The organism is Bacteroidota bacterium (assembly GCA_018266755.1).
Lineage (GTDB): Bacteria > Bacteroidota > Ignavibacteria > Palsa-1295 > Palsa-1295 > JAFDZW01.
Map to the genome: position 1 here is coordinate 195,494 of JAFDZW010000002.1, position 21,467 is coordinate 216,960.

The 21,467-nt window shown below is 54.5% G+C and carries 16 protein-coding genes and 1 tRNA gene; 6 read left to right on the forward strand and 11 right to left on the reverse strand.

The annotated features are described in order from the left end of the window. Positions 1-7 precede the first annotated feature (7 nt). The 5 genes from JSS75_03345 to JSS75_03365 all read left to right on the forward strand — a co-directional run bounded on the left by JSS75_03345 (position 8) and on the right by JSS75_03365 (position 13,019). Complete coding sequence (locus JSS75_03345; GenBank protein ID MBS1902717.1) at positions 8-460, forward strand: D-tyrosyl-tRNA(Tyr) deacylase; 453 nt, start codon at positions 8-10, stop codon at positions 458-460. A gap of 217 nt (positions 461-677) precedes the next feature. Continuing rightward, positions 678-2,828, forward strand: a complete 2,151-nt coding sequence (locus JSS75_03350; GenBank protein MBS1902718.1) for a T9SS type A sorting domain-containing protein — start codon at positions 678-680, stop codon at positions 2,826-2,828. A 157-nt stretch (positions 2,829-2,985) separates the two neighbouring features. Next, on the forward strand, positions 2,986-7,074 hold the full coding sequence (locus JSS75_03355; protein ID MBS1902719.1) for a hypothetical protein: 4,089 nt from the start codon (positions 2,986-2,988) through the stop codon (positions 7,072-7,074). A gap of 117 nt (positions 7,075-7,191) precedes the next feature. Continuing rightward, positions 7,192-10,404, forward strand: a complete 3,213-nt coding sequence (locus tag JSS75_03360; protein MBS1902720.1) for a choice-of-anchor D domain-containing protein — start codon at positions 7,192-7,194, stop codon at positions 10,402-10,404. Between the two features lie 149 nt (positions 10,405-10,553). Beyond that, complete coding sequence (locus JSS75_03365) at positions 10,554-13,019, forward strand: DNA internalization-related competence protein ComEC/Rec2 (GenBank protein ID MBS1902721.1); 2,466 nt, start codon at positions 10,554-10,556, stop codon at positions 13,017-13,019. Positions 13,020-13,025: 6 nt separating this feature from the next. On the opposite strand, the gene JSS75_03370 is transcribed toward JSS75_03365, so the two are convergent. The 4 genes from JSS75_03370 to JSS75_03385 are packed head-to-tail and all read right to left on the reverse strand — an operon-like array spanning position 13,026 to position 17,077. Continuing rightward, the gene (locus JSS75_03370) at positions 13,026-13,901 is read right to left on the reverse strand and encodes a DUF2279 domain-containing protein (protein MBS1902722.1); all 876 of its coding nucleotides are present in this window, start codon (positions 13,899-13,901) and stop codon (positions 13,026-13,028) included. 20 nt (positions 13,902-13,921) lie between these two features. Beyond that, positions 13,922-15,115 (reverse strand): glycine C-acetyltransferase, encoded by a 1,194-nt coding sequence (gene kbl / locus JSS75_03375; protein ID MBS1902723.1) that lies wholly within the window; start codon positions 15,113-15,115, stop codon positions 13,922-13,924. A 49-nt stretch (positions 15,116-15,164) separates the two neighbouring features. Then, complete coding sequence (locus tag JSS75_03380) at positions 15,165-15,911, reverse strand: 5'-methylthioadenosine/adenosylhomocysteine nucleosidase (protein MBS1902724.1); 747 nt, start codon at positions 15,909-15,911, stop codon at positions 15,165-15,167. After that, positions 15,908-17,077 carry an aminotransferase class V-fold PLP-dependent enzyme gene (locus JSS75_03385; protein MBS1902725.1) on the reverse strand — a complete coding sequence of 390 codons (1,170 nt, stop codon included), beginning with the start codon at positions 17,075-17,077 and terminating at the stop codon, positions 15,908-15,910. The genes JSS75_03380 and JSS75_03385 overlap by 4 nt, the downstream gene beginning before the upstream one ends. Positions 17,078-17,144: 67 nt before the next feature. On the opposite strand from JSS75_03385, the gene JSS75_03390 reads away from it, so the two are divergent. Then, positions 17,145-17,226: transfer RNA gene (locus JSS75_03390), tRNA-Ser, on the forward strand. A 68-nt stretch (positions 17,227-17,294) separates the two neighbouring features. Here the strand turns inward: JSS75_03390 and JSS75_03395 are convergent. From JSS75_03395 to JSS75_03425, 7 genes are all read right to left on the reverse strand, one after another. Then, positions 17,295-17,621 carry a twin-arginine translocase TatA/TatE family subunit gene (locus tag JSS75_03395; protein ID MBS1902726.1) on the reverse strand — a complete coding sequence of 109 codons (327 nt, stop codon included), beginning with the start codon at positions 17,619-17,621 and terminating at the stop codon, positions 17,295-17,297. A 27-nt stretch (positions 17,622-17,648) separates the two neighbouring features. After that, a complete protein-coding gene (locus JSS75_03400) occupies positions 17,649-17,825 on the reverse strand; it encodes a twin-arginine translocase TatA/TatE family subunit (protein ID MBS1902727.1) in 177 nt (58 codons plus the stop codon). 230 nt (positions 17,826-18,055) lie between these two features. Further along, positions 18,056-18,196 carry a hypothetical protein gene (locus tag JSS75_03405; protein MBS1902728.1) on the reverse strand — a complete coding sequence of 47 codons (141 nt, stop codon included), beginning with the start codon at positions 18,194-18,196 and terminating at the stop codon, positions 18,056-18,058. A 27-nt stretch (positions 18,197-18,223) separates the two neighbouring features. Further along, entirely contained in the window at positions 18,224-18,970 is a 747-nt protein-coding gene (gene purQ / locus JSS75_03410) for a phosphoribosylformylglycinamidine synthase subunit PurQ (protein ID MBS1902729.1), read from the reverse strand. Next, positions 18,967-19,230: a phosphoribosylformylglycinamidine synthase subunit PurS gene (gene purS / locus JSS75_03415; GenBank protein MBS1902730.1), complete on the reverse strand. Its 264-nt coding sequence runs from the start codon at positions 19,228-19,230 to the stop codon at positions 18,967-18,969. The genes purQ and purS overlap by 4 nt, the downstream gene beginning before the upstream one ends. Before the next feature lie 261 nt (positions 19,231-19,491). Beyond that, the gene (locus JSS75_03420) at positions 19,492-20,550 is read right to left on the reverse strand and encodes a hypothetical protein (protein ID MBS1902731.1); all 1,059 of its coding nucleotides are present in this window, start codon (positions 20,548-20,550) and stop codon (positions 19,492-19,494) included. Between the two features lie 415 nt (positions 20,551-20,965). Then, on the reverse strand, positions 20,966-21,466 hold the full coding sequence (locus tag JSS75_03425) for a DUF4411 family protein (GenBank protein ID MBS1902732.1): 501 nt from the start codon (positions 21,464-21,466) through the stop codon (positions 20,966-20,968). Position 21,467: the final 1 nt, after the last annotated feature.

Here is a 21,467-nt window from a genome sequence, read left to right on the forward strand (position 1 = left end):
ACCTCCGATGCGCCTACTAGTCCAACGTGTTTCGAGAGCAACGGTCACTGTAGAGGGACAGGTATGTGGTGCGATTGGGGCAGGCTTACTAGTATTCCTGGGTATCGCCGCCGAAGACACCCGCTCGAACGTGGACGAACTGACCTCGAAGCTCGTCAAATTGCGAATCTTCGAGGACGAGGCAGGCAAAATGAATCTTGACGTACAGCAGACTGGGGGGAGTATCCTCGTCGTCAGCCAATTTACCCTCTACGCCGATACCCGAAAAGGCAACCGCCCGAATTTTATGGCGGCAGCCAGGCCGGAAGTGGCCGAACCCCTCTACCGATATTTCGTCGAATCGCTTACGGATATTCTTGGGCCGAACCGCGTCGCAGAGGGACGGTTTGCAGCCATGATGGACGTTGAATTGGTCAACGACGGACCGGTCACGATTTGGATGGATTCCGCCCAGCAATAGGCATATTTGCTGGCGGACGCCGTTTCGTGAGATTGCGCTCATACGAACTGGTTTTTGTAACAAATTGGCATCCGTATTGTTGTTATTATCGCTTAGAGAACACGACCATTTGGCTCTGGGCGGCGTAGGTTTTCCCCGAACCGACGGTGTGTGTTTTCGCCATGAATTAGACTATAGATACTTCATCATACAATAGAACGGTCAAATGAACACACACATGAATATCCGTCAGCTTGCCCTCGTGATCGTGGTAAGCCTTCTGTTTGGTTCGCTCGACTTGGTAGCACATGCCCAGGAAAAATCGAACTGCGGGGGCGGTGTCGATGCAGTAAATACCAATAGCGGCCGTGACTTCCTGCTGATTTTCATGGCAAATGAAGAAGCGGACTACGAGACAGGGGCTCCCTCAAACTACCAAGACGTATACATTGCCAGCCTCGACGATTCTGCAACGGTAACCGTTTCGTGCCCCGGGACCGGGTTCTCGAAAGTGTTGAATCTCCCCATCCGTACCGGGGTCACAGTACGGGTGGATTCGACCCCTGCACTCGACTGTGTGGTCAACAGCGATGAGGTCGTCGATAACATGGTCGTGAGTGTGGTGTCCGACAACCCGATCATTTGTTATGGGATGAATCATAAGTCGGAAACTGCCGACGCGTTTCTTGTCCTGCCCAAGCAAGTCGCCGGGACAGCCTACATGGTTATGTCCTACACGAACTGTTCGAGCACGGAGATATTCGGGACGGACATCCACAACCTCAAACCGAGCGAATTTGCATTCGGTGCATTCGATAACGGAACGACCGTCACCTTCACACCCACTGCCATGACCGAAAACGGTTCACCCGCCGGTGTTCCGATCACCGTATCGCTCGACAAGGGTAAGTGCTATCAGGTCAGGGCAAGCCTCTCCGCCGATCCCCTTGCAGACCTCACCGGTACCGTGATCACAAGCAACAACCCGATCGCAGTGTTTGGCGGACACCGCAGAGCCGAGGTCCCTCACGATTATGTCTTTTATGAAGGAAGTGGCGCACCACGCTCCAGTCGCGATCATCTTGCAGAGCAGATGCCGCCGATCGCTACCTGGGGAACCGCCTTTATTGCACGAAATTTCTTACCCAGAACCATTGGCGACCTCATGCGCGTCATGTCGTCAGCCGATGGGAATGTCGTCACGATCAACGGGGTGCCCTGGGGGAAGCCGATGAAAGCAGGCGAATTCCGCGATACAATGATCGTTTATAAGAATGCGCCTGTCGACAATGTGTATTGCGTGCAGACATCGATGCCATCACTCGTTGGCATGTATGCACATACTGCCGATTCTTCCAATGGCACAGGCGATCCATTCTTTGCGATTGTACCGCCGCTCGATCAAGCATACCCCGACCTGACGTATTTCATGAGTTCCGACCCCGTGTACAGCTTGAACAGCTTGATCGTCACGACCGAGCAGCAGAATGTGGGGACGCTGAAGAGTAACGTGTTCATCAACAATATCGCGATCCCTTCGGCGTCATTCCTCAGCCTGCCGACCACCTTGAGCCCGGACGGTCACACGGCGAAATCGTATGCGATCGCAACGATCGCTCAGTCGCCCGGTATGAGCAGGATTACTGTTCCGAATACGGGCAGCGGCGGTGGCGTGACGATCCTGGGCTACGGATTCGGCGTAGTAGATTCATACGGATACACTGCGGGCGGACTGTTCAAACCCAAGACCGGTATCTGGAAAGAGATCGACGCCCAGAACCTCCCGTTTCCCGGACCACCGATGCAGCCTACGTTCACCATCCGAAACATCCTCGGCGATGAAACGGTCTGGCTCGATAGTATTGTGATCGAATACACATCGAATCCCGAAGGGATCGCTGTTCGATCGGTGAACGTCCCGATGAAGAACTTCGGGATCCTGCCGGTTGCGGGCAAACAGCGGATCACGCTCGCTCCAGAGACGACCCCTTCACGTCGTATCACGGGTATTGCGCGGCTCTACCATCACACCGGCCTTTGGTTCGATCTGTATCCGCTGGCCGTCGACTTTACCATCGAACCGGGCACGACATCGGGGGTACACACCTCGACGACAGATGCCGAAGCGTATGCGATCGCATTCCCGAACCCCGTGACCGGAAGTAATACAACCCTCGAATATTCGCTGCCGCATTCGGCTCATGCTTCTGTTCGGATTTTCGATGCACTTGGCCGCCAGATGCTTACCGCATTCGATGGGCAGCAGGAAGCAGGCCGCAATAGTGTTCATATCGATGCACGTGCGTTGACGACAGGCACGTATGTGTATGAAATATCCGCCCCAGAAGCCGGCATCTCGGCTCGCGGACATTTCTCGATCGTTCACTGACATTGTCGAATCGTTTTTCTTTGCGGCTACGGTGCACTCGCTCGTGCCGTAGCCGCAGTATTTTTTATATCGAAGAGATGGACTATTGATGCGGCAACGCATCGCATATCGCGTTTACCCGTTGTCTTGGTGCCGGCAACTCATCGTGACATTGAGCGTGCTGGTACTCTCGTGTTTGGAAGTGACCGGTGCATCAGCCCAGCAGCGCCAAGCTGCCGAGGTACACCCTCCTCGGCTCGCCCGTATCCCACGGGCACTGGAGGTGAGAGAAGTCACAACCGGGTTTGTCGCACGACCGCAAGCGCAGCAGCCGGTGTATAAAACATCCGGAACAGATTTCTTCCTCGCATTCCCGTCTGCGTTGGGATCCGACAGTCCCAAGGAAATCCCGTATAAGCGAGTCTATATCTCTTCCCGTTCGCAAGTTCGCGGTGTCATTCGTCTGGTAGGCGGAGGATGGCAACAATCGTTCGTGACCAACCCAACTGCCGCCGTCGCGATCGATCTGCCGGCTTGGGCCGGACTCGAACGCAGCGAGACCGAACAGGCATACAAACGAGTCTTCGAGATTCAGGCGCAGGATGAGATTGCCGTCTACGCATTATCGCATCACCACCTTTCGAGCGACGGGTTTCTCGTGCTGCCAACCGAGGCGCTTGGAATGAAGTATGCGATATCGAGTGCACGGAATTCGCTTAACTATTTTGGCGGACGTGCACGACCGATCAATCCGTTCACGCTCGATACTGTCCCGCGTAGCGAGTGTCTGATCGTCGGCACACAAGATGCAACGACGATCACCTTCACACCGTCGTGCGACTCGCATTCCGGAAAATTTATCCAGGGGAAGACCTACACCTTCACCTTGAACAGCGGCGAAGTCATGGAAGTCTGCGCGCGAGACACCGGTATCACATCCGTCTTCAACGGTATCCTGAGCTGGACCGGAAAACTTTCGAACACCGATTGTGACCTGACGGGAAGCCTGATCTCCTCGGACAAACCCATCGCTGTCTTCAGCGGCAACGAACGTGCGTCGATTCCCGATTCGATGGAGTTCGCGTATGTCAAGCATCCGATCGTCTCGCGAGATCACATCGTCGACCAAATGCCCCCGATCGAAAGCTGGGGGAAGACGTTTGCATTTATCCCCTCGTCGGTCGGCGCGCGCCGATCACGCCCCGCAAGCGGCGATCTCGTGCGGCTCATCGCAGCATCGAACAATACGACGGTATCATTTAACGGTTCGGTTGTCGCACAACTCTCCAGCGGCGCATTCAAACAGTTTGCATTGAACAAGGCGACGCTCATCACGTCGACCCAGCCGTTGCTTGTGGTAAAGTATCTCCAATCTGCGATCGATCCGGATACGGTAGGCGACCCTGATATGACGGTGTTGCCCCCGATCGAGAACATGAGTACATACTATACGTTGCCGACCATCTCGAGCAACGGATCCTTCACCGAGCACTATGTGGCAATCCTCTGCGATTCCGCTGCACGCTCCGCGACAACGCTCAACGGCTATCTACTGGTCCAATCCACACTGAAGCCATTCCCCGGTACTCGATATTACTACGGCGTCATTGGTGTCGGCGCAGGAATACAGCGCATCGAAAGCAGTCTTCCCTGCTATGCCGAAGCATACGGGTATGGCAACCTCGATTCGTATACATTCACTGGCGGGGGCAGCTTCCCATACTTGCATGCGCTTCGCGCTGTCGATCTGGATTTCGGACGTATCGCACCGAACACCGCAAAGGATTCTTTCACAAACATTCTCGCTGACCCGGCGCCGCTTCCGCTCGGAGAGCAATCGGAAGTCTACCAATATTCGTGGGAATCCGGGGATACGTCTGCCTTTTCGGTGCTCGATACGCTTCGCGCGACTGCGTCAATTGCACCCGGTGGTCAGTTGGGCGTGGCATTCCGATTCAAACCGACGCGAGAAGGGTGGTTCCATGCTGTACTCCGCGTCTGGAGTAACAATCGCACACCAGTGCTGATCACGGTGAGCGGAATCGCATCGAACGACAGCAGCAGCACGTTGCTTGTCTCCCCGCTCGACTTCGGCCGGGTCAGGGTCGGCGACACCGCGGTCGGAACATATATCCTGCGTAATACCGGCCCGGCGACGATTGCGATCAAGACCCCCAACCCCCCGATCGTCGATAAGCCGGAGCTGTTTCAAATATCGAGAATCGTCACAGCGGACGGAATCGGAAATAACATCATTCGATACCCGATCCCGGGTATGGCAGTAGACACGGTGCGATATACACCGATTGCGCGTAGCTTCGATTCGGTATCGGCGTATATCTATAGTGACGCGATCGACACACCGATTGCAATGATTAGCGGTCGCGGTGTGGATTACGAGATCCCGACAACGACGATCGATTTCGGCACGGTGCGCGTGCGCGAATCGTCACGATGGGCTTCGACTGCATTCATTGACTCCAATTGGTCGACACGGACCCTTACAAACTTCGGAGACGATACGGTCGGCATTACATCGATCGCACTCGCCGGAGGTGATGTCAACGATTTTGAGATCGATTATTCCAGCCCAAAGAGTAATGCGCCGCCACCGATCTCCGGTCGCTGGTTGCTCGATACCGTCGGAAGCATCGGAAATACGAATAGCTATCGAATCAGATTTTCACCGAAGTTCGATCCTGCTTCGGGCAAGGTCGATACCGCGCTCCATCTGGCATACGTCAAGATCGAGACGGAAGATGATCGCGCAGCGCGGCGGGTCCGGTACGATACGGTGTTCGGCGTCGGCGTCGAGCCATATCTGAAGATCACGAACCCCGTTCTCGACTTCGGCACGTTTGTCAACCCGACAAGCACGGTTGTGACCATGCTCGATACCCTGCTGAACGTCGGCTCGACCTGGGGGATCGTCGACTCGCTCCGACATTCCAATCCAGACTTTGAGATCACGACACAAACGCTCCCCGTGCCCGACGGGATGAACGTTGCGGCGGGCGCAAGCATCGAACTCCGGGTTGACTTTCACATCCGCAGTGTCGGTATTTATAACGATACCGTCTACATCAATAACGATTCTCGCAACCGGCCGTTATTCGTATTGAAAGCGAACGTCCGTGCCGATCTAAGCCATCAGTCACCTCTGACGATCGACAGCGTCTCATCCTGCGATCCGATTGATCTTGCATACGATCTGCACAATACTGCGCAGGTTTCGATCGTGATCGACACCATCACCTTTGCCGGAGACTCGGGCGGGTTCTCATTCACAGACGTTCCGAACCTCCGTTTCCCCATTGCGATTGCGGGAGATAGCATCTTCACGTTGCATCTGCGTTACCTGTTCCCCATCGACTCGCTCAACGGTACGCAGGTCGCAAAAATGGTGCTGCATCGTCCGTCCTTCCGTACGTTGGCAAGCTACGAATACGATACGATCACGATCACGTTGACGCGCACGATCAATCAACTCCAGTTTCTTTCTGCATTACCGCCGTACAAGCCGAGTGCGGGGGATGCTCCGTTCCGGTTGCCGATCTATCTAAAGGGGAAGCGTGAGGGGCTGACGAATCTCGATTTCGATACTGTAAAGGTTCGTTTCGACAATGATATGATCCAACCTGTCGGCATCGATCGTTCAGGTTCGTTGACCGACGAGAGCCTTGCCGGCATTCCGGCACAACCCGTCCCGTTTTGGGATTCGGCAGCTCGGACGTATTGCGTCCCTCTTCTGGCTGCAAATCTATCGCATAATACGTCTAAGAACGATCTGCTGTTTACACTCTTGTGTAAGACCTACATTACGGTGGATACGACAACGTTCGCGACCGTATCCGTCGCCTACTCGGCAAAGCCATGTGGGTTTCGCGTCGCACCACATTCGACACAGATCGACTACGCCAATGAGTGCGGAAATCAGACGATCCGCGAACTCATGCGCTTCGGCAACTCGGCGATCATTTCGATCTCGAGTCCATACCCCGATCCTGTGAATCTCTCGAACCATAGCTCGGTCACCGTTGGGTTCGAGGCGTCGATCGACGGCTCCATCTCTTGGCAACTTGTTGACACCAAAGGAAATATTATCACTCGTTCCGGTACCGAAGCCCTAAAAAAAGGCACTGGCTCCCTTGAAATCTCTGCCTCAGGGCTCCCTACAAGCGGGCTATATTTCCTACAGATCACGGCGTCGGACAACACCGGCCAAATTAGCCGAACAATAACAACCAAATTTTCCGTTATTCACTGAGAAACGATTCGTCCGTTCGTGTGTCTATTATCAGGGGCAACGGCCCCTATTCCCCAGAAGAGTGTGTAACTAATAGCGGCCTAACCTGTTTCTATTTGTAGTCGTACAGAATCACGCATGAAAGCCCCCTTGTCGTCCTTCATCGCTAGCGTTATCGTTGCGCTTGTGTGCCTCCTTCCGAGGGCGACCGTCTTCGCCCAACCCAAAGATAACTTTGGCAAGGAATTCTATATTGCATTCGGTGAGAATCAGGGCGGTACGGAAGACGAAAATTCCATGCAGCTCTATATCACAAGCCAGACAAATACCAAAGGTCATGTCGAGGTCCCTGCTCTTGGATTTTCTCGCGATTTTACGGCATCACCCGGTCAGATCACAACGATCGATCTCCCGTCGGGCGATGCCACGTTCGGACAGCCGACGGTAGAGATCACACAAGACGAAGAATTGCTGCACGGGATGGCGGTGCATGTTACCGCCGACGATCGTATCGCCGTGTACGGCATGAACCATAAACAGTGGTCGAGCGATGCCTTTCTCGCGTTTCCGGTCGATGTCGTGGGTACGGAATACCTCACGATGAACTATCAGTCGATTGTATATATGGGGGGTGGTTCCACACCCGGCGAATTCTGGGTGGTGGCGGTCAATGATTCTACGAATGTCACGATCACTCCCAATGCCCGTACCTCGAAAGGGATCCCGGCCAAAGGCACGATTCAGTTGCTCATGAATAAAGGCGACGTCTATATGGTGCAAGGCGTTCGAAGCGATTCGAAAAACGATCTGACCGGATCGTTAATCGAATCCGACGAACCGATCGCTGTCTTCTCGGGGCATGTGCGTGCGGCGATTCCGTACAATGCGAAAAATCAGGGGAGTAGTACGGGAAGCCGAGATCATCTGGTCGAACAGCTCCCGCCGACAAGCGCATGGGGCGATTCGGCTCTTGTGGTTCGCTATGCTTCCTCGTCGTTGGCCGACCTCGTCAGGGTGGTCTCAGCCGAAGATGACAATGTGATTACCGTCAATGGCACGACGGTTGCAACCCTGCAGAAGGGCCAGTTCTATGAGATCACGCAGCTTAACGGCCCGGTCTCGATCCAGGGTACCAGCCCGATCCTCGTGGGCCAGTTTATGCATACGAGTTTGTACGGCACACAAGGCAACGGACAGCCGTATGGCGATCCGGCGCTTTCGTTGGTCTATCCGGTCGAGCAGTTCGGGAATGCATATACGTTCGTCAGCGTCATCAACGATGCATTCACGGGTAATTATGTCAATGTGATTACCGACGCCACCGGCATATCGGGAGTTGCACTCGACGGGACGGCCATCCCCAGCTCGAAATTCTCGCAGATTCCAAACTCGAATTTTTATGCTGCCCAACTTAATTTAGGCGACAAGACGATCACCCCGATTCCCGGACAAGGCACACATAATATTACGGGCGCACGACCGATCGGTATTACCGTCTATGGTCTCGGTCCGGTCGATAGCTATTCGTATCCGGGTGGGACACTGATGAAGACGATCACACCGTTCAAGACGATCGCACTCGTGATTGATTTCGGTGACCGCTTACTCAAAAGGCCTATCAGCGGCACAACACCGCAGCTATACTCCGATTATTATGACTCGGTCGTCTCACTTCAAAATGTGTCCAGCGATCCGCTGACGATCACCGGTTGGAATGTGCGAGGCGATACGAATTTTGCAGTGCCTTCACCGCTGAATGCAGTCGTCGAAGCAGCCAAATCGGTACCGATGAGAATTCGGTTTACCCCCGGCATCCCGAATGTCCGGCAGCATGCTGTGCTTCGTGCCAAAACGGAACATTTGACTGCATACGTCGTCGATGTCTATGGCCGCGGTATCATTGACAATATGCAGGTCTTCAGCGATTCGAGCGCCCGCATTCCAGTCGATACCCTCGACTTTGGTATCTTTCAGAACTCCGATCTGCCAAAAGATTCTTCGATTTTCCTGAGCAACAAGGGCGAAGCGGTCGTGACCGTGACCAATGCAACGATCAGTGGTGACCCCGTAGATTTTACAATGATCTCAACCGATATTGCCGGCGTCAATCAGACGATCCCGTACGATATTCAGGTCTCCGGCACACCTGCTCATCAGGTGCTCCGTTTCACGCCGAACGCAACGATGCCGAACGGCACCTACCAGGCATTACTTGAACTCACGCCCATCTCCGGTGCATCGCACAAGGTCGTTCTGCTCGCACATATTCTTACGATCAATCCGGAAACATTTTCCGCGAAGCCGTTCGATTCGATGTTGCTCTGCACCGATCAGGATAAAGCGGTCACTGTTACCAATCCGAACGATTTCGAGGTTACGATCACCGATGCATCGCTTTCTGGCCCCGATGCATCCGAGTTCACGATTCTGGGTACCGCACCGTTCAAGATCGCACCGCACTCCAGTTTGAATGTATTGGTGCGATGTTCGCCCAGCGCTCCGGGGACGTTCTCCGCACAACTCAATCTTGCGTTCGATCTTCCGAAAGGCTTTTCCATATCACAACCACTATCGGTCGTCACCTCGCAGCTGAAGGCAACGTTCTGGGCATCGGGCAATGCGCATATGCTGGCCAATGAGGAGATGCTCTACCCCATTTATGCAAAAACGCCGATGGAGATGTTCCAGTCGTCGAGCTTCAAACTAACCCTATCGTACGACCCCACGCATCTCGAAGATATTGATTACGTTCAGGACAATACTCATACGTCACTCTGCGGGTATCTTGTCACCGGCGACTCTGCCGGATATCGGGAGTACGACGCCTATACGCTCGACGGCTCGGTGATTAGCGGCGGAGGCCCGAACGATACGATTCCAATTATATATATCAAATTTAGGTCCCATTTGAACGACGGCGAAGACCAGTTCAGTACGACGCAAGCCATCCCGATCAACTATACGATCAATTTCGATCGAGGGCCGTTCCCTTCTGCATGCATTTTGCAAAGCGCCACGAATGGGATGATCACGCTCGATACCACATGCTCGAACGTCTCGCTGCACCGCGACCCCGCGATACCGCTCGAAGCCGATATTGCGTTTATCTCCCCGAACCCCATCACCCAACGATCGACCGACGTTACGTTCTACACGCCTGCCGAGGGCGATACCAAGCTTGTGGTCATCGACCGACTCGGCAATGTCGTCAAGACTCTCGTCAATGACGTGAAGAAACCCGGTGCATATACCGTCAACTGGAATGTCGACGATATGCCCGCAGGCATGTACTTCCTCAGGTTGCAGACCGCTGGCGTCGTCAAGAACCGTGCCGCCATCGTCGTGCATTAAGACTCACACATCGTTGTAATCTGCTTAGCGAGCACTTCCATCCCCAATGGGAGTGCTCGTGTGCATGTGCTGTGTTGGAATCGTGTTCGTTCTGTCTTATCTTTGTATGGTATCTGTCGTTTCGCAGCTCCGTTCATTAGATGAGCCTATTGCCGAATACTACACGTCCGACCACACGACCGGCGTTCGTTGTCCTGGTGGCAATGATCGTTGGTATTGTCTTCGCGAACAGCATGTCTTCGCTTCGTCCGGAGATTCTTCCGGTCGTGGTTGCCGCATTGGGAGTGTTGTTGCTCGGCGCCATTCTCCTGCGCCGACATACACAATTGCAGTTGCTGCTCGTATGCACACTCTCGTGTGGGCTCGGGTTCGCGTCTCGGAGTTTTCAGCGTATTAGCTCGGAGCAGTCGATACTCACAACACTCTCCACAGGAGCAGAACGAAGCAGCGTTCTCTTCGGCACGGTCTTGCGGCAGGTACCCTCCGGGCCACGATCCGACCGGCTCGTCATCGGGCTCGATTCGATACGGTGCGATTCTGCAGTATTCACCACACCGAGCAAGATACTGCTCGCCGTACGACATCTGCCCGACTCGATCGGTATTCCGATACCACGACGCGGAGAATATATCAAAGCATTTGCGGTGATCGAGAATGACACACGAATTCGCAACCCGTACGAATCACCCCGATTCTCACAGATTCGACGTCAGTATGGTGTGGAGGCCGCCGCATTTGCCACAAGTCCGTTCGATGTTTATATAGTCGGCGGGATACCGCATCGCTCCATTACTGAGCAACTGACGGATGCGTTCGATAGTGTGCGAGCGTCGATCGCTAACCGACTCGGAGCACTCTTTCCCGACACAGTGACGCGTGGTATTGTGCTCGCAGTTGTATTGGGCGACAAACGTTGGATCGACGAATCTACTACTACACAATTTCGTCAGGCCGGTCTCTCGCATATCCTCGTCGTGAGCGGCTTTAATGTCGGTATCGTTGCGTTACTCGTATACTACCTGCTTCGCTTCATCGGCCTGAGCCGACTACGACTGCGTATTCTCTGCTCGATGATCGTTGTCGCACTCTATGCGCTGACGATCGGCCTCGAACCGAGCGTCATTCGGGCACTCTCTACGGTTGAACTTGTCTTCCTTGCGCTGCTGCTTGAACGCAAACCGGACATCGGCAACATCACAGCGGCAACAGCGAGTATTGCGCTCGTCCTCGATCCGTCGCTCCTGTTCGATACGAGTTTCCAGCTTACGTACGGCGCGGTATTTGCATTGGTGTTGATCGCACCACGTCTCGATGCGATCTGTATTAGCGACGACGTTCGTGAGAACCGAAGCTGGCGCGGGAGAATACGCTACTACATCTATGCAACCCTGGTCTCATCGACCGCCGTGACGCTCGGTCTGCTTCCGATCATGGTGTATGCATTTCATCGCGTAAGCGCTGTCGCGATTGTGACAAACCTCGTCGGGATTCCACTCGCAGGGCTGCTCACGTCGCTGAGCTTTCTGTTGATTCCGCTCTCGTTTCTTCCGCCGATTGCTTCGGTGTACGCGGAGCTGACCGGGGCGCTTGCATATTGTTTGAGGACACTCGCCTCTGTATCGGGCTCGCTTCATTGGTCATCATTTCCGATCGAGCAGCCGCATCGTGTCTATGTCGTTCTCTATGTTGTTGGATTGTGGTACTTGATCCACAGTGACTCGTTCAAACGATTTGCCGCTCGCACCATTGTCATCGCATGCGCAGCAGCACTGCTCCTCATTGCCGACGTGCCGTTCGCGGCAACCGTCGTCGCTCGCGATGGCGTACTCTCCGTTCTCTTTGCGGATGTCGGACAAGGCGACGCAATCCTTGTGCATACACCGCACGGGAAGAATATTATGATCGACTTCGGCGGGCTCGATCACAATGATGACGCAATCGTGACACAGACGATCGTCCCTCTGCTCGAAGCCGAGGGCATGACGATTATTGATCATGGATTTCTGACGCACATGCATGTCGATCACTATGGCGGTGCGGCTGCGATGATGGAACGATATCCGCTTCACTCGCTGGTAACGAGCGGCGAACGCTCGTCGGCCGCCAGCGCACTTGCTCTCGATCGTGCGACCCGGGCAATGCATATTCCAGTGATGCGAACACGTCGAGGCTGTATGTATGACCTTGGGGACAGCATCAAACTTTACGTTCTGAATCCGACGAGCAGCGAAGCCGTTGCCCGCACAGACATGAACCACCATTCACTCGTGCTGAAGTTGTGTTACGGAACGACCTCCCTCCTCTTTCTCGGAGATATCGAAGCCTCGGATGAGTCTCGTCTCGTGAACGATTACGGGACGTTTCTTCGATCCGATGTCGTAAAGGTTGCGCATCACGGGAGCCGCTACAGCTCCGATCCCGCGTTCGCCGAACTGGTGAAGCCTGCGATCGCCGTAGTGTCAGTCGGAGAACATAACTCGTTCGGTCATCCTGCTCGTCGTGCGCTATCGGTTTGGACTCGCAGCGGAGCGCAGGTGTATCGTACGGATCGTGACGGAGCGGTTCTTATTCACTCGGACGGCAATACGATCCGACGTGACGATTGGCGTCGATAGCACATATTATGGTTTGAGCCAGTGCCACTTGACAATGGGCGAGACCTGCACCGCTGGGAGTGGGATTCTGTAGTGGCTGAGGATTTCTGCGATGATCCTCCATGTATCTCCCTCGATCGGGAGTTGCCGCAGATCGAGATCGACGCCAAGATACACAAGCGATTTCGGTGTCAGCCCCTGCCGTGATGGGAGGAATGCGGAACTGGTGAGGTTTTCGACACCGTACCCGATCGCCGGTCGCAGCCATGCCGGATATGCGCCGCCGATATAATCATGAATATCCATCGAAAGCCAAAAGAACTGCGATTCGTCGTCATCGAGCAATCCGCGGAATGCACCTTCGTGATATGCCTGCGAGGGCCAGACGCCGATCTTATAATCGAAACGTTTCAGATACGGCACATACTCCTTGGCCAGCGAAAAGCTCGCACCCATGATGTCGCCGAATTCATCGCCCGGCGAGAAGCCGTAGTACGGTTCGTTCCCATGGAAGCCGTCGCCGATCTCGACCATCGTTTGTGCAAGAAACGAGGATGCAAACCCTAACCAAGCAGACGTTGTACGATCGACTCCCGCCTCGCTATAGCAGAGCTTGACGACATCGGCACAGATATAGGAATACATCGCATGGCCGAGTTTATCGGCATGCAAGGCATAGGGCGGATCGTTCGAAAAATAGAACGGGACTTTATTGCTATTGCGCCAGAAGTCATAGTAGTTCTGGCCGATCGCGATGCCGAGCACAGCTGCCGGTGCGAGCGATGCGGCGACGATGCCGAGCGTGGTCGGTTTGGCTGCCGAATCCAATTGTTGCGCAACGACAATCCTGCAGCACAATGCCGAGAGAAGCAGAACGACGCCGAGGTACCGCAAGCGTGTCAAATTGCTGTGAAAGTGTTACATTACTTGATGACGCCAAGCGTCGTGCCGATCTTCGTGAATGCGGCGATCGCTTTATTGAGATGTTCCTTCTCGTGTGCTGCCGAAATCTGCACACGAATACGTGCCTGGCCTTTCGGCACGACCGGATAAAAGAAGCCGATCACGTAGATGCCTTCGTCAAGCAACGACTTCGCGAACTGCTGTGCGAGCGGTGCATCGTAGAGCATGATCGGGCAGATGGGATGCACACCAGGTTTGATATCGAAGCCGGCGGCGGTCATCTGCTCGCGGAAGTAAGTGGTGTTCCACTCGAGCTTGTCGCGAAGCGCTGTCGTCTCCGAGATCATCTTCACGACCTCTAATGCAGCACCGGCGATCGGCGGCGGAACGGAGTTCGAGAAAAGGTACGGCCGCGAACGCTGGCGGAGCATATCGATAATCTCCTTGCGACCCGACGTGAAACCGCCTGCCGCACCACCGAGCGCTTTACCGAGCGTCGAGGTAATGATATCGACGCGACCCATGACATTCTTGTACTCGATCGATCCGCGGCCGGTCTTGCCGACAAAACCGGTGGCGTGGCTGTCGTCCACCATCACCAGCGCGTCGTATTTCTCGGCAAGGTCGCAGATCTCATCGAGCTTCGCGATGAAGCCGTCCATCGAGAATACGCCGTCGGTGACAACGACCCGACGGCGTGCGCCTTTCGCTTCGATGAGGCAGCGTTCGAGGTCTGCCATATCGCAGTTCTTGTAGCGGTAGCGAGCGGCCTTCGAGAGTCTGATGCCGTCGATGATCGACGCGTGGTTCAGCTCGTCGCTGATGATTGCGTCTTGCTCGCCGAAAAGCGGTTCAAACACACCGCCATTCGCATCGAAGCATGCCATGTAAAGAATGGTGTCCTCGGTGTGGAGAAAGGTCGAGATCTCGCGTTCGAGCTGTTTGTGCAGATCTTCGGTACCGCAGATAAATCGGACGCTCGACATGCCATACCCATGCGTATCGAGCGCATGATGCGCCGCCTTGATAACTCGCGGATGCGACGAAAGACCGAGATAATTATTCGCACAGAAATTCAGAAACGACCCGGCACGGCCTTCGACCTCGATCTCGACACCTTGCGGAGAAGTGATGATACGCTCGTCTTTGTATAGACCCGATGATTTAATTTCGGCGAGTTCGGCCTGTAGTTGTTCTTTCGTTGCTCCGTACATGATAGTAGCCAGTAGTCAGTAGTCAGTAGTCAGGGTTAACGAATTCATGCTATGACAGCATTCCCCGAATAATACCTCGAGAATAGTGTGCCGCGATGTACTCGACGAACTGCGGAAAATCGATGACGGCCGAATGATCGGCCTTATCACTGATCGCGCGGATCACGACGAATGGAATGCCGTGTTCGTAACAGACTTGCGCGACGGCCGCGCCTTCCATCTCGATGCACTGTAGTCCCGGCAATGCGTCGCGAAGCTCCGCGGTCTTGTTGGGATCGGCAATAAAGAGATCGCCGCTTGCAATGAGGCCGCTCGTGACTCGCGGAGTAGTAATACGATACGTATCGAGGTGCTTTGTTTCAATGTCGGATGTAATACCCGATGCATACTCGGCGGCAGCCTGTACCGCTTGTCTGAGCAGTGTAGCATCGGACGCAAAATGCGATATGCCGAGCAGCGGGATCTCGAACCGCTTCATCAGCGGAACGGCGCTGGCATCGACGTCGTGCTGGACGAGTTCAGTCGAGATAACGATGTCGCCAATTTCAAGGCTTGGATCAACTCCTCCTGCGACACCAGTAAAGATTACCTTCGAGACGCCGAACGTGTTGATGAGCGTCGTTGCCGTTTGCGCTGCAGCAACTTTGCCCCATCTCGACAGGGCCAAGACTACGTCGTGTCCGTAAAGCGTACCGCGAAGGTATCGTCGCCCGGCGATAGTCGTTTCGTCACGTCGCTCGAGGTCGCCAATCAGCAGGCGGATCTCGTCGTCCATTGCAGAGAGGATGCCGATCATCCTAAGATCCCCTTAGCTCGAAGCTCGGTCAACACCTCCGCGAGTCGTTCGTACTCAGAAAGTTCGTTGTAGATCTGAACCGAGAAACGGAGCAGCAGTTCGCCATTGACCTTCAATGCCGGGACTTCTATCTGATAGTTGTCAAAGATCGTATCGTGTAGACGCAGTACCGATTCATCCGTCGCTGCAGGATTCCCTGGAAGCGGCATCGTGCAGAGGGAGGTCAGCATGGATGTCGGGGCTCCGAACGGCACTCCGAGAGCCTTAGTAACAACCTCTCGTGCTTTGAGGGTGACTTCGGCATTATAGGATCGAACCTCGCCAATGCCGTGCTCCTCGAGGAAATCCATTCCGGCGCCAATCGAAAGCAGCGCCGTTAGGTCGCGGGTCCCGACCCAACCGAACTCGAGTTGATAATTCTTTCCGTAATGCTCGGAGATCACAACGGGATGGATCTTCGGCTGCAGCGTCCGTTTCGTCCACAAGAATGCTGCGCCTTTCGGAGCGAAAAGCCATTTGTGGCAGTTGCCGCTGTAGTAATCGACGTCGAGAGCTGCAATGTCGATGTCGAGCATTCCCGGAGCGTGGGCCCCGTCGATCATCACAGTGATGCCGCGTTCCTTCAGGATCGGGATGATCCGTTCAATCGGGAACACGATGCCGGTCGAGCTGGTAACATGATCGATCAATGCGAACTTCGTCCGAGCCGTAATCTTCGAAACGATGGCGTCGATCACCTGCTGAGGGTCGTCGATCGGAAACGGGACATAGGCTTCGACGACCGTTGCTCCGCTAGTATCGGCAACGTAATCCAACGTCTTGCGAACCGCTCCATAGACGTGGGATGTGGTCAGCAGTTCGTCGCCCGGAGAAAACTCCGGTATCAATGATCGAAGAACGGCGTTGATCCCCATCGTCGCATTTTCGACGAAGACGATGTCCTGGGAATCGGCCTTAATGAAGGATGCCAGTCGTTCGCGGATCGGCTCAATAGCCTCGGGGAAGTCGCGTTTGAAGAACCGGATCGGTTCCGATTCGAGCCGTTCCTGCCAGTCGCGTTGAACGTCCAGTACGACCTTCGGCGTCGCGCCGAAGGAGCCGTGGTTGAGGAACGTGATGTTCGGGTCCAGGAGCCATTCGCGGTGTATCGCCTTGCCAAATCGCATCGGGTGCCGTCTAAAAAGAAAGTAGGAACATCCACCGAATGTCGTCAGTTACAGTCCGTGCAACAATGGAGGGCTCGCATAATGGTATTGCAGCAGTCTTGAAAACTGCCGGCCGCAAGGCTATGAGAGTTCGAATCCCTCGCCCTCCGCACCTTCCAAAGATGCGAAAAGCCTCCGAGATCGGAGGCTTTTTTCATATCGGTTGTCAACTTCCGAATTACGGATTTGTCGTCGTCGCCTCGGGTGTCGAAGTCGGCAATGTCGGCGCTACGACCGGTGCGTCCATCGCCTTTGCGGCTTCGTGGATCGGTGCGGATGCAGCGATGACCTGGTTCTCAAAGTTGGTCTTCGCTACCGCCAGCGCCTCCATCGGCTCTTTGATCGCCGTCTTGACCTGCTCTTCCAACCCATCCTTCGCCTCGCGGAATTTTCTGAGGCCTTTACCCAGGCTTGAAGCCAGTTCGGGGATCTTCTTCGGCCCGAAGAAGATCAGCACCACGAGGAATATCAGGAGCAATTCGCCCCCGCCAAGATTTTCGAACATACGATGTTCTCCTTCTATGCGGTGGACTTACTGAGCCTTCTTTTCAGCTTCGTCGTCATGGCTTTCGCCTGCCGAAGCCTTCTTAAACTCGTGCATTCCCTTGCCAAGCCCGCGCATCAATTCCGGGATCTTCTTGCCGCCGAAAAACAGCATGATGATCGCCACGATGACGAGAAGCTCGAATGCTCCCAGATTCTTAAACATTAGCTATCTTCCTCTTTTTAGTATTGTGATGGGTGGGTACGAATTCCGCCCAAATGCCAAACTCCGCCTTCGGGGGATAGGTTCGCCGGATGGAATGTAACCGCCGTCTTTGCGACCGAAGGGGAAATCCGGGCCTGCTGACGGCCAGGCGTTTGCTGGCAATCCTTCAGAGCGCTGCCTCCCCAGATTCCTCATTGCAGCAACGGCTGCATTCGGAATGACGACAACGCTCAATGCTGCTCGAACCACGACGTCTGGTATTTCCCTTTGCGGCCGCCGCGAACGTTCTTCAAAAAACCGAGGATCGTCACCACGAGTGCGAGGCCCCCGATCGCAAACACAACCAGTTCGAGTATGCTGCCTGCTGTCATTGTGAGAGTCCGAAAACTTCGTATGGATTAACTACGCTCCGATACCAGTACCCCGCCGGAACGAACGTTCGACACGACCGTATCGAAGTGCTTCTTCAGCGAGCGGAATACCCCAAGCCCGTCGGCACTGCCAAGCGCCACGTCGCAGGCCCGCTCCGGATGCGGCATCATCCCGAGCACATTACCCGTCTTGTTGACGATACCCGCGATGTTGTTGATCGAGCCGTTCGGATTCGCTTGGTCGGTGATGTTGCCCGGCTCATCCGAATACCGGAACACAACCTGATTGTTCGCTTCGAGCTCTGCGATCACTTCAGGGTCGGCAAGGTAATTACCTTCGCCGTGCGCGATCGGGACCTTGATCACTTGTCCGTTGCCGTACTCGCTCGTGAAGCGCGTCGAGGTATTCTCGGTGCGCAGCGTGAGAAACTTGCAGCGAAACTTGAGTTGGTTGTTTCGCACGAGTACTCCGGGCAACAGACCGCTTTCGCAGAGCACCTGAAACCCGTTGCAGATACCAATGACCGTACCGCCGTCGTTTGCGAAACGGATGACATCCTTCATCACCGGCGAGAACCGTGCGATAGCCCCGGTTCGGAGATAGTCGCCGAACGAGAAGCCGCCGGGAAGGATCACGAGATCGACGTTCTTGCCGATCGAGTCGTCTTTATGCCAAACGAACTCGGTATCCGGTTCGCCGAGAATATTCTTGACGGCGTAGATCGCGTCGTGGTCGCAGTTCGAGCCCGGGAATTGGACGATGCGTGTCCTCATGCGCCCGCCACCTCCCGCACCTCGACGATGCGGAATGTCTCCATGATCGGATTGGCAAGCAGTTCGTGGCTCGACTTCTCGGCGACCTTGATCGCCTCCTGTTTCGATGCTGCATTCACATCGAGGCGGATGAACTTTCCGATCCGGACGTCACCAACCTCTTTCATGCCAAGCGATTCGAGCGCATGATGCGTCGCCTTCCCCTGCGGATCGAGAATCGCCTCTTTCCGCTCCGTTGCTACATAGACTTGGTAGTGCATAGGCATAGATAACAAACCTCGCGTCGGCTTAGTGCGAATCCCCTCTGTGAGGTAGTGGCTCAGTTTGAAACGGTGTAAAGCTCCGTCATTCTGAGCAACGCGAAGAATCCCTTGCTGAAACCCTGCATGGCTCCGCCACAGGGATTCTTCACGTTGCTCAGAATGACGTGCTATTCTAGAGTCAAAATGCGCCGCTGCGCCGTCCGACTCTATCGTTCAGAAGTCTCACCACTCGGGCACACACCTGGAAGGAGGCTTCGCTTACGCCGCTTCGGCAATTACCTCTGCAACCTGTGTATTTTCAACAACTTCATTTTGCACAACCACGCCTGCCGGCTTACGGTGTTGGTCGAGGTAATTCTCGAGCTTGACCCGCACGAGCGGTGCGGTTTCGTAGGGTACCGGGCTTGGGAAGTCGTAGTCGCTGACATAGACAATCGCCGTTCGGTGGAAGACGTCCTTGTCGATGATCCGCTCTTCGATGATCGTGGTGGTCTTCGTATTTCCCGGCGGATTACTGAAATAAATCTTTCGTGCGCCGCGCGGTATTCCGATGCGATCCCATCGCTGTACTACTTCGTCGTTCTCTTCGAGGTCAAAGACCGCATCGAGATAGATCTCTTTGTGACCGTGGGTATTGATCACGGTCTTTGCCGGACCGTTGAGATTCATGTCGCTGACATCGGCGTCTTCCGACCACGCAGCCATTTCGGCGGGGGTGATGATTTCAGTGTCCGAGCTTGCTGCACTCTTCGGCGTCACAATGAGATCAGGCTCCTCGTCGGTGTACGCTTTATGGATCACATCGGCAACACCTGCCAAGCGGCCGAACCCGCCGCGCTGTCCGTACCCGGGCTTCGGCATCGCTGTCGATCTCTGTGCGTAGATCAGCACCGATACGCCGAACTCCTCGAGCCAGCGCATAATCATAAATTGGAGCTTCTCGCGGGTTCGGTAATCGCGCGCCGCAAGCTCCCAGCAGTTGATAATCACGGTCCGAACCTGACGGTGCTCGAAGTATTCGCGAACGATGTCGTCGCTATCGACGAGATTGCCCATCGCAAGCGATCGGAAAAAGAGCCCGTCGGGCCCGGCTTCGATATCGTATCCTTCGGGCAGCGCAGCATGCACCGTCTTCGCATATTTCTTGCGTCGCTGCACTGTGTTGATTGTCAGAATACCTCCGTGCAGACCGCTGCGCCCGAGTTCGAGCGCCAACTTGACGCTCTCGACACAGTTTTCACCGATACATTCCCCGACTATGAGCACCAAGTCGTTCGGGTTGAAATTTAAGGACTTATGTTCTTTTTGTGTATTCATAGCGATAAAAAGTATGTTTAATAGCACTAAAAAGAACAATAATATCACCAAAATTATTCGACCGATTCTCTGTCACTCATCGAGAACACAACCCGGAAACGATGTGCGGCGCCGATGGTAGCATAGTGCCCAAGGATGAATCCGCCAAACGAAAGTGAACTTAGAAGTTCAGAAACAGTGAACGTGGCAAATGATCGAAATACGGATCCCGCTGAGCGAGGGTGACTTTCAATTACTCAAAGCACAGGCCTCACATCTGAGTGTTGAGGAATACTCGAGCCTGTAGCTGCACAACTCCATTGCCAAATAATCGGACCAATACGAGAAGATCGTGGAGCATGCGACGAAGAAGCACTCAGAGTTGATCGGCAGGCTTGCATGAGCCCAGAATAGGTTTGGCATCGGAAAAAGGAAATTAGAACCGCTCTCCTAACCTCCGGAACATCTCAATCGGATTGATGTATTGTGCGCCGCAGGACACGCATGCTTCCGATATCTTGATCTTCTTTCGATTGTTTGGGTCGCTCACCTCGTAGGTCACAATGATCCGTTCGTTGGGCTCGACAAGAGAAAACGCAACGAGCCATGCATCAGCCTCGTCAGCGTCAAGGAACTCTAATAGAGCGCTTGGTTTGTAATGGGTAGCCATTGAACTAGCCCACCGAATCACCTCCGCATATTTGGCTAGGGAGTCACCGCTGTCGCGAAAGAAACCTGGGTCAAGGTTCTGCTCGCACCAGTCCTTCAGTGCATCCTCTTTCTTGAAAATCTCATGCTTAACCTTATCGATGGAGAGAATTGTCCCTTGATCGGCCAGTTGCTTCACCTTTGCCCAGAAGCCCGTCGCAACATCTAAAGGATAACTCCTTCGATGGGCCTCAATGAAGAAATTGCTGTCGACCACATATACACTCATG

Bases quoted from the DNA above. Each gene is read 5' to 3' on its own strand.
- JSS75_03345 (MBS1902717.1), top strand. From the start codon at position 8: ATGCGCCTACTAGTCCAACGTGTTTCGAGAGCAACGGTCACTGTAGAG.
- JSS75_03360 (MBS1902720.1), top strand. From the start codon at position 7,192: ATGAAAGCCCCCTTGTCGTCCTTCATCGCTAGCGTTATCGTTGCGCTT.
- JSS75_03420 (MBS1902731.1), bottom strand. From the start codon at position 20,550: ATGAATACACAAAAAGAACATAAGTCCTTAAATTTCAACCCGAACGAC.
- JSS75_03385 (MBS1902725.1), bottom strand. From the start codon at position 17,077: ATGCGATTTGGCAAGGCGATACACCGCGAATGGCTCCTGGACCCGAAC.
- JSS75_03400 (MBS1902727.1), bottom strand. From the start codon at position 17,825: ATGTTTAAGAATCTGGGAGCATTCGAGCTTCTCGTCATCGTGGCGATC.
- JSS75_03380 (MBS1902724.1), bottom strand. From the start codon at position 15,911: ATGATCGGCATCCTCTCTGCAATGGACGACGAGATCCGCCTGCTGATT.
- kbl (MBS1902723.1), bottom strand. From the start codon at position 15,115: ATGTACGGAGCAACGAAAGAACAACTACAGGCCGAACTCGCCGAAATT.
- JSS75_03395 (MBS1902726.1), bottom strand. From the start codon at position 17,621: ATGTTCGAAAATCTTGGCGGGGGCGAATTGCTCCTGATATTCCTCGTG.
- JSS75_03405 (MBS1902728.1), bottom strand. From the start codon at position 18,196: ATGACAGCAGGCAGCATACTCGAACTGGTTGTGTTTGCGATCGGGGGC.
- JSS75_03425 (MBS1902732.1), bottom strand. From the start codon at position 21,466: ATGAGTGTATATGTGGTCGACAGCAATTTCTTCATTGAGGCCCATCGA.
- purS (MBS1902730.1), bottom strand. From the start codon at position 19,230: ATGCACTACCAAGTCTATGTAGCAACGGAGCGGAAAGAGGCGATTCTC.
- JSS75_03350 (MBS1902718.1), top strand. From the start codon at position 678: ATGAATATCCGTCAGCTTGCCCTCGTGATCGTGGTAAGCCTTCTGTTT.
- purQ (MBS1902729.1), bottom strand. From the start codon at position 18,970: ATGAGGACACGCATCGTCCAATTCCCGGGCTCGAACTGCGACCACGAC.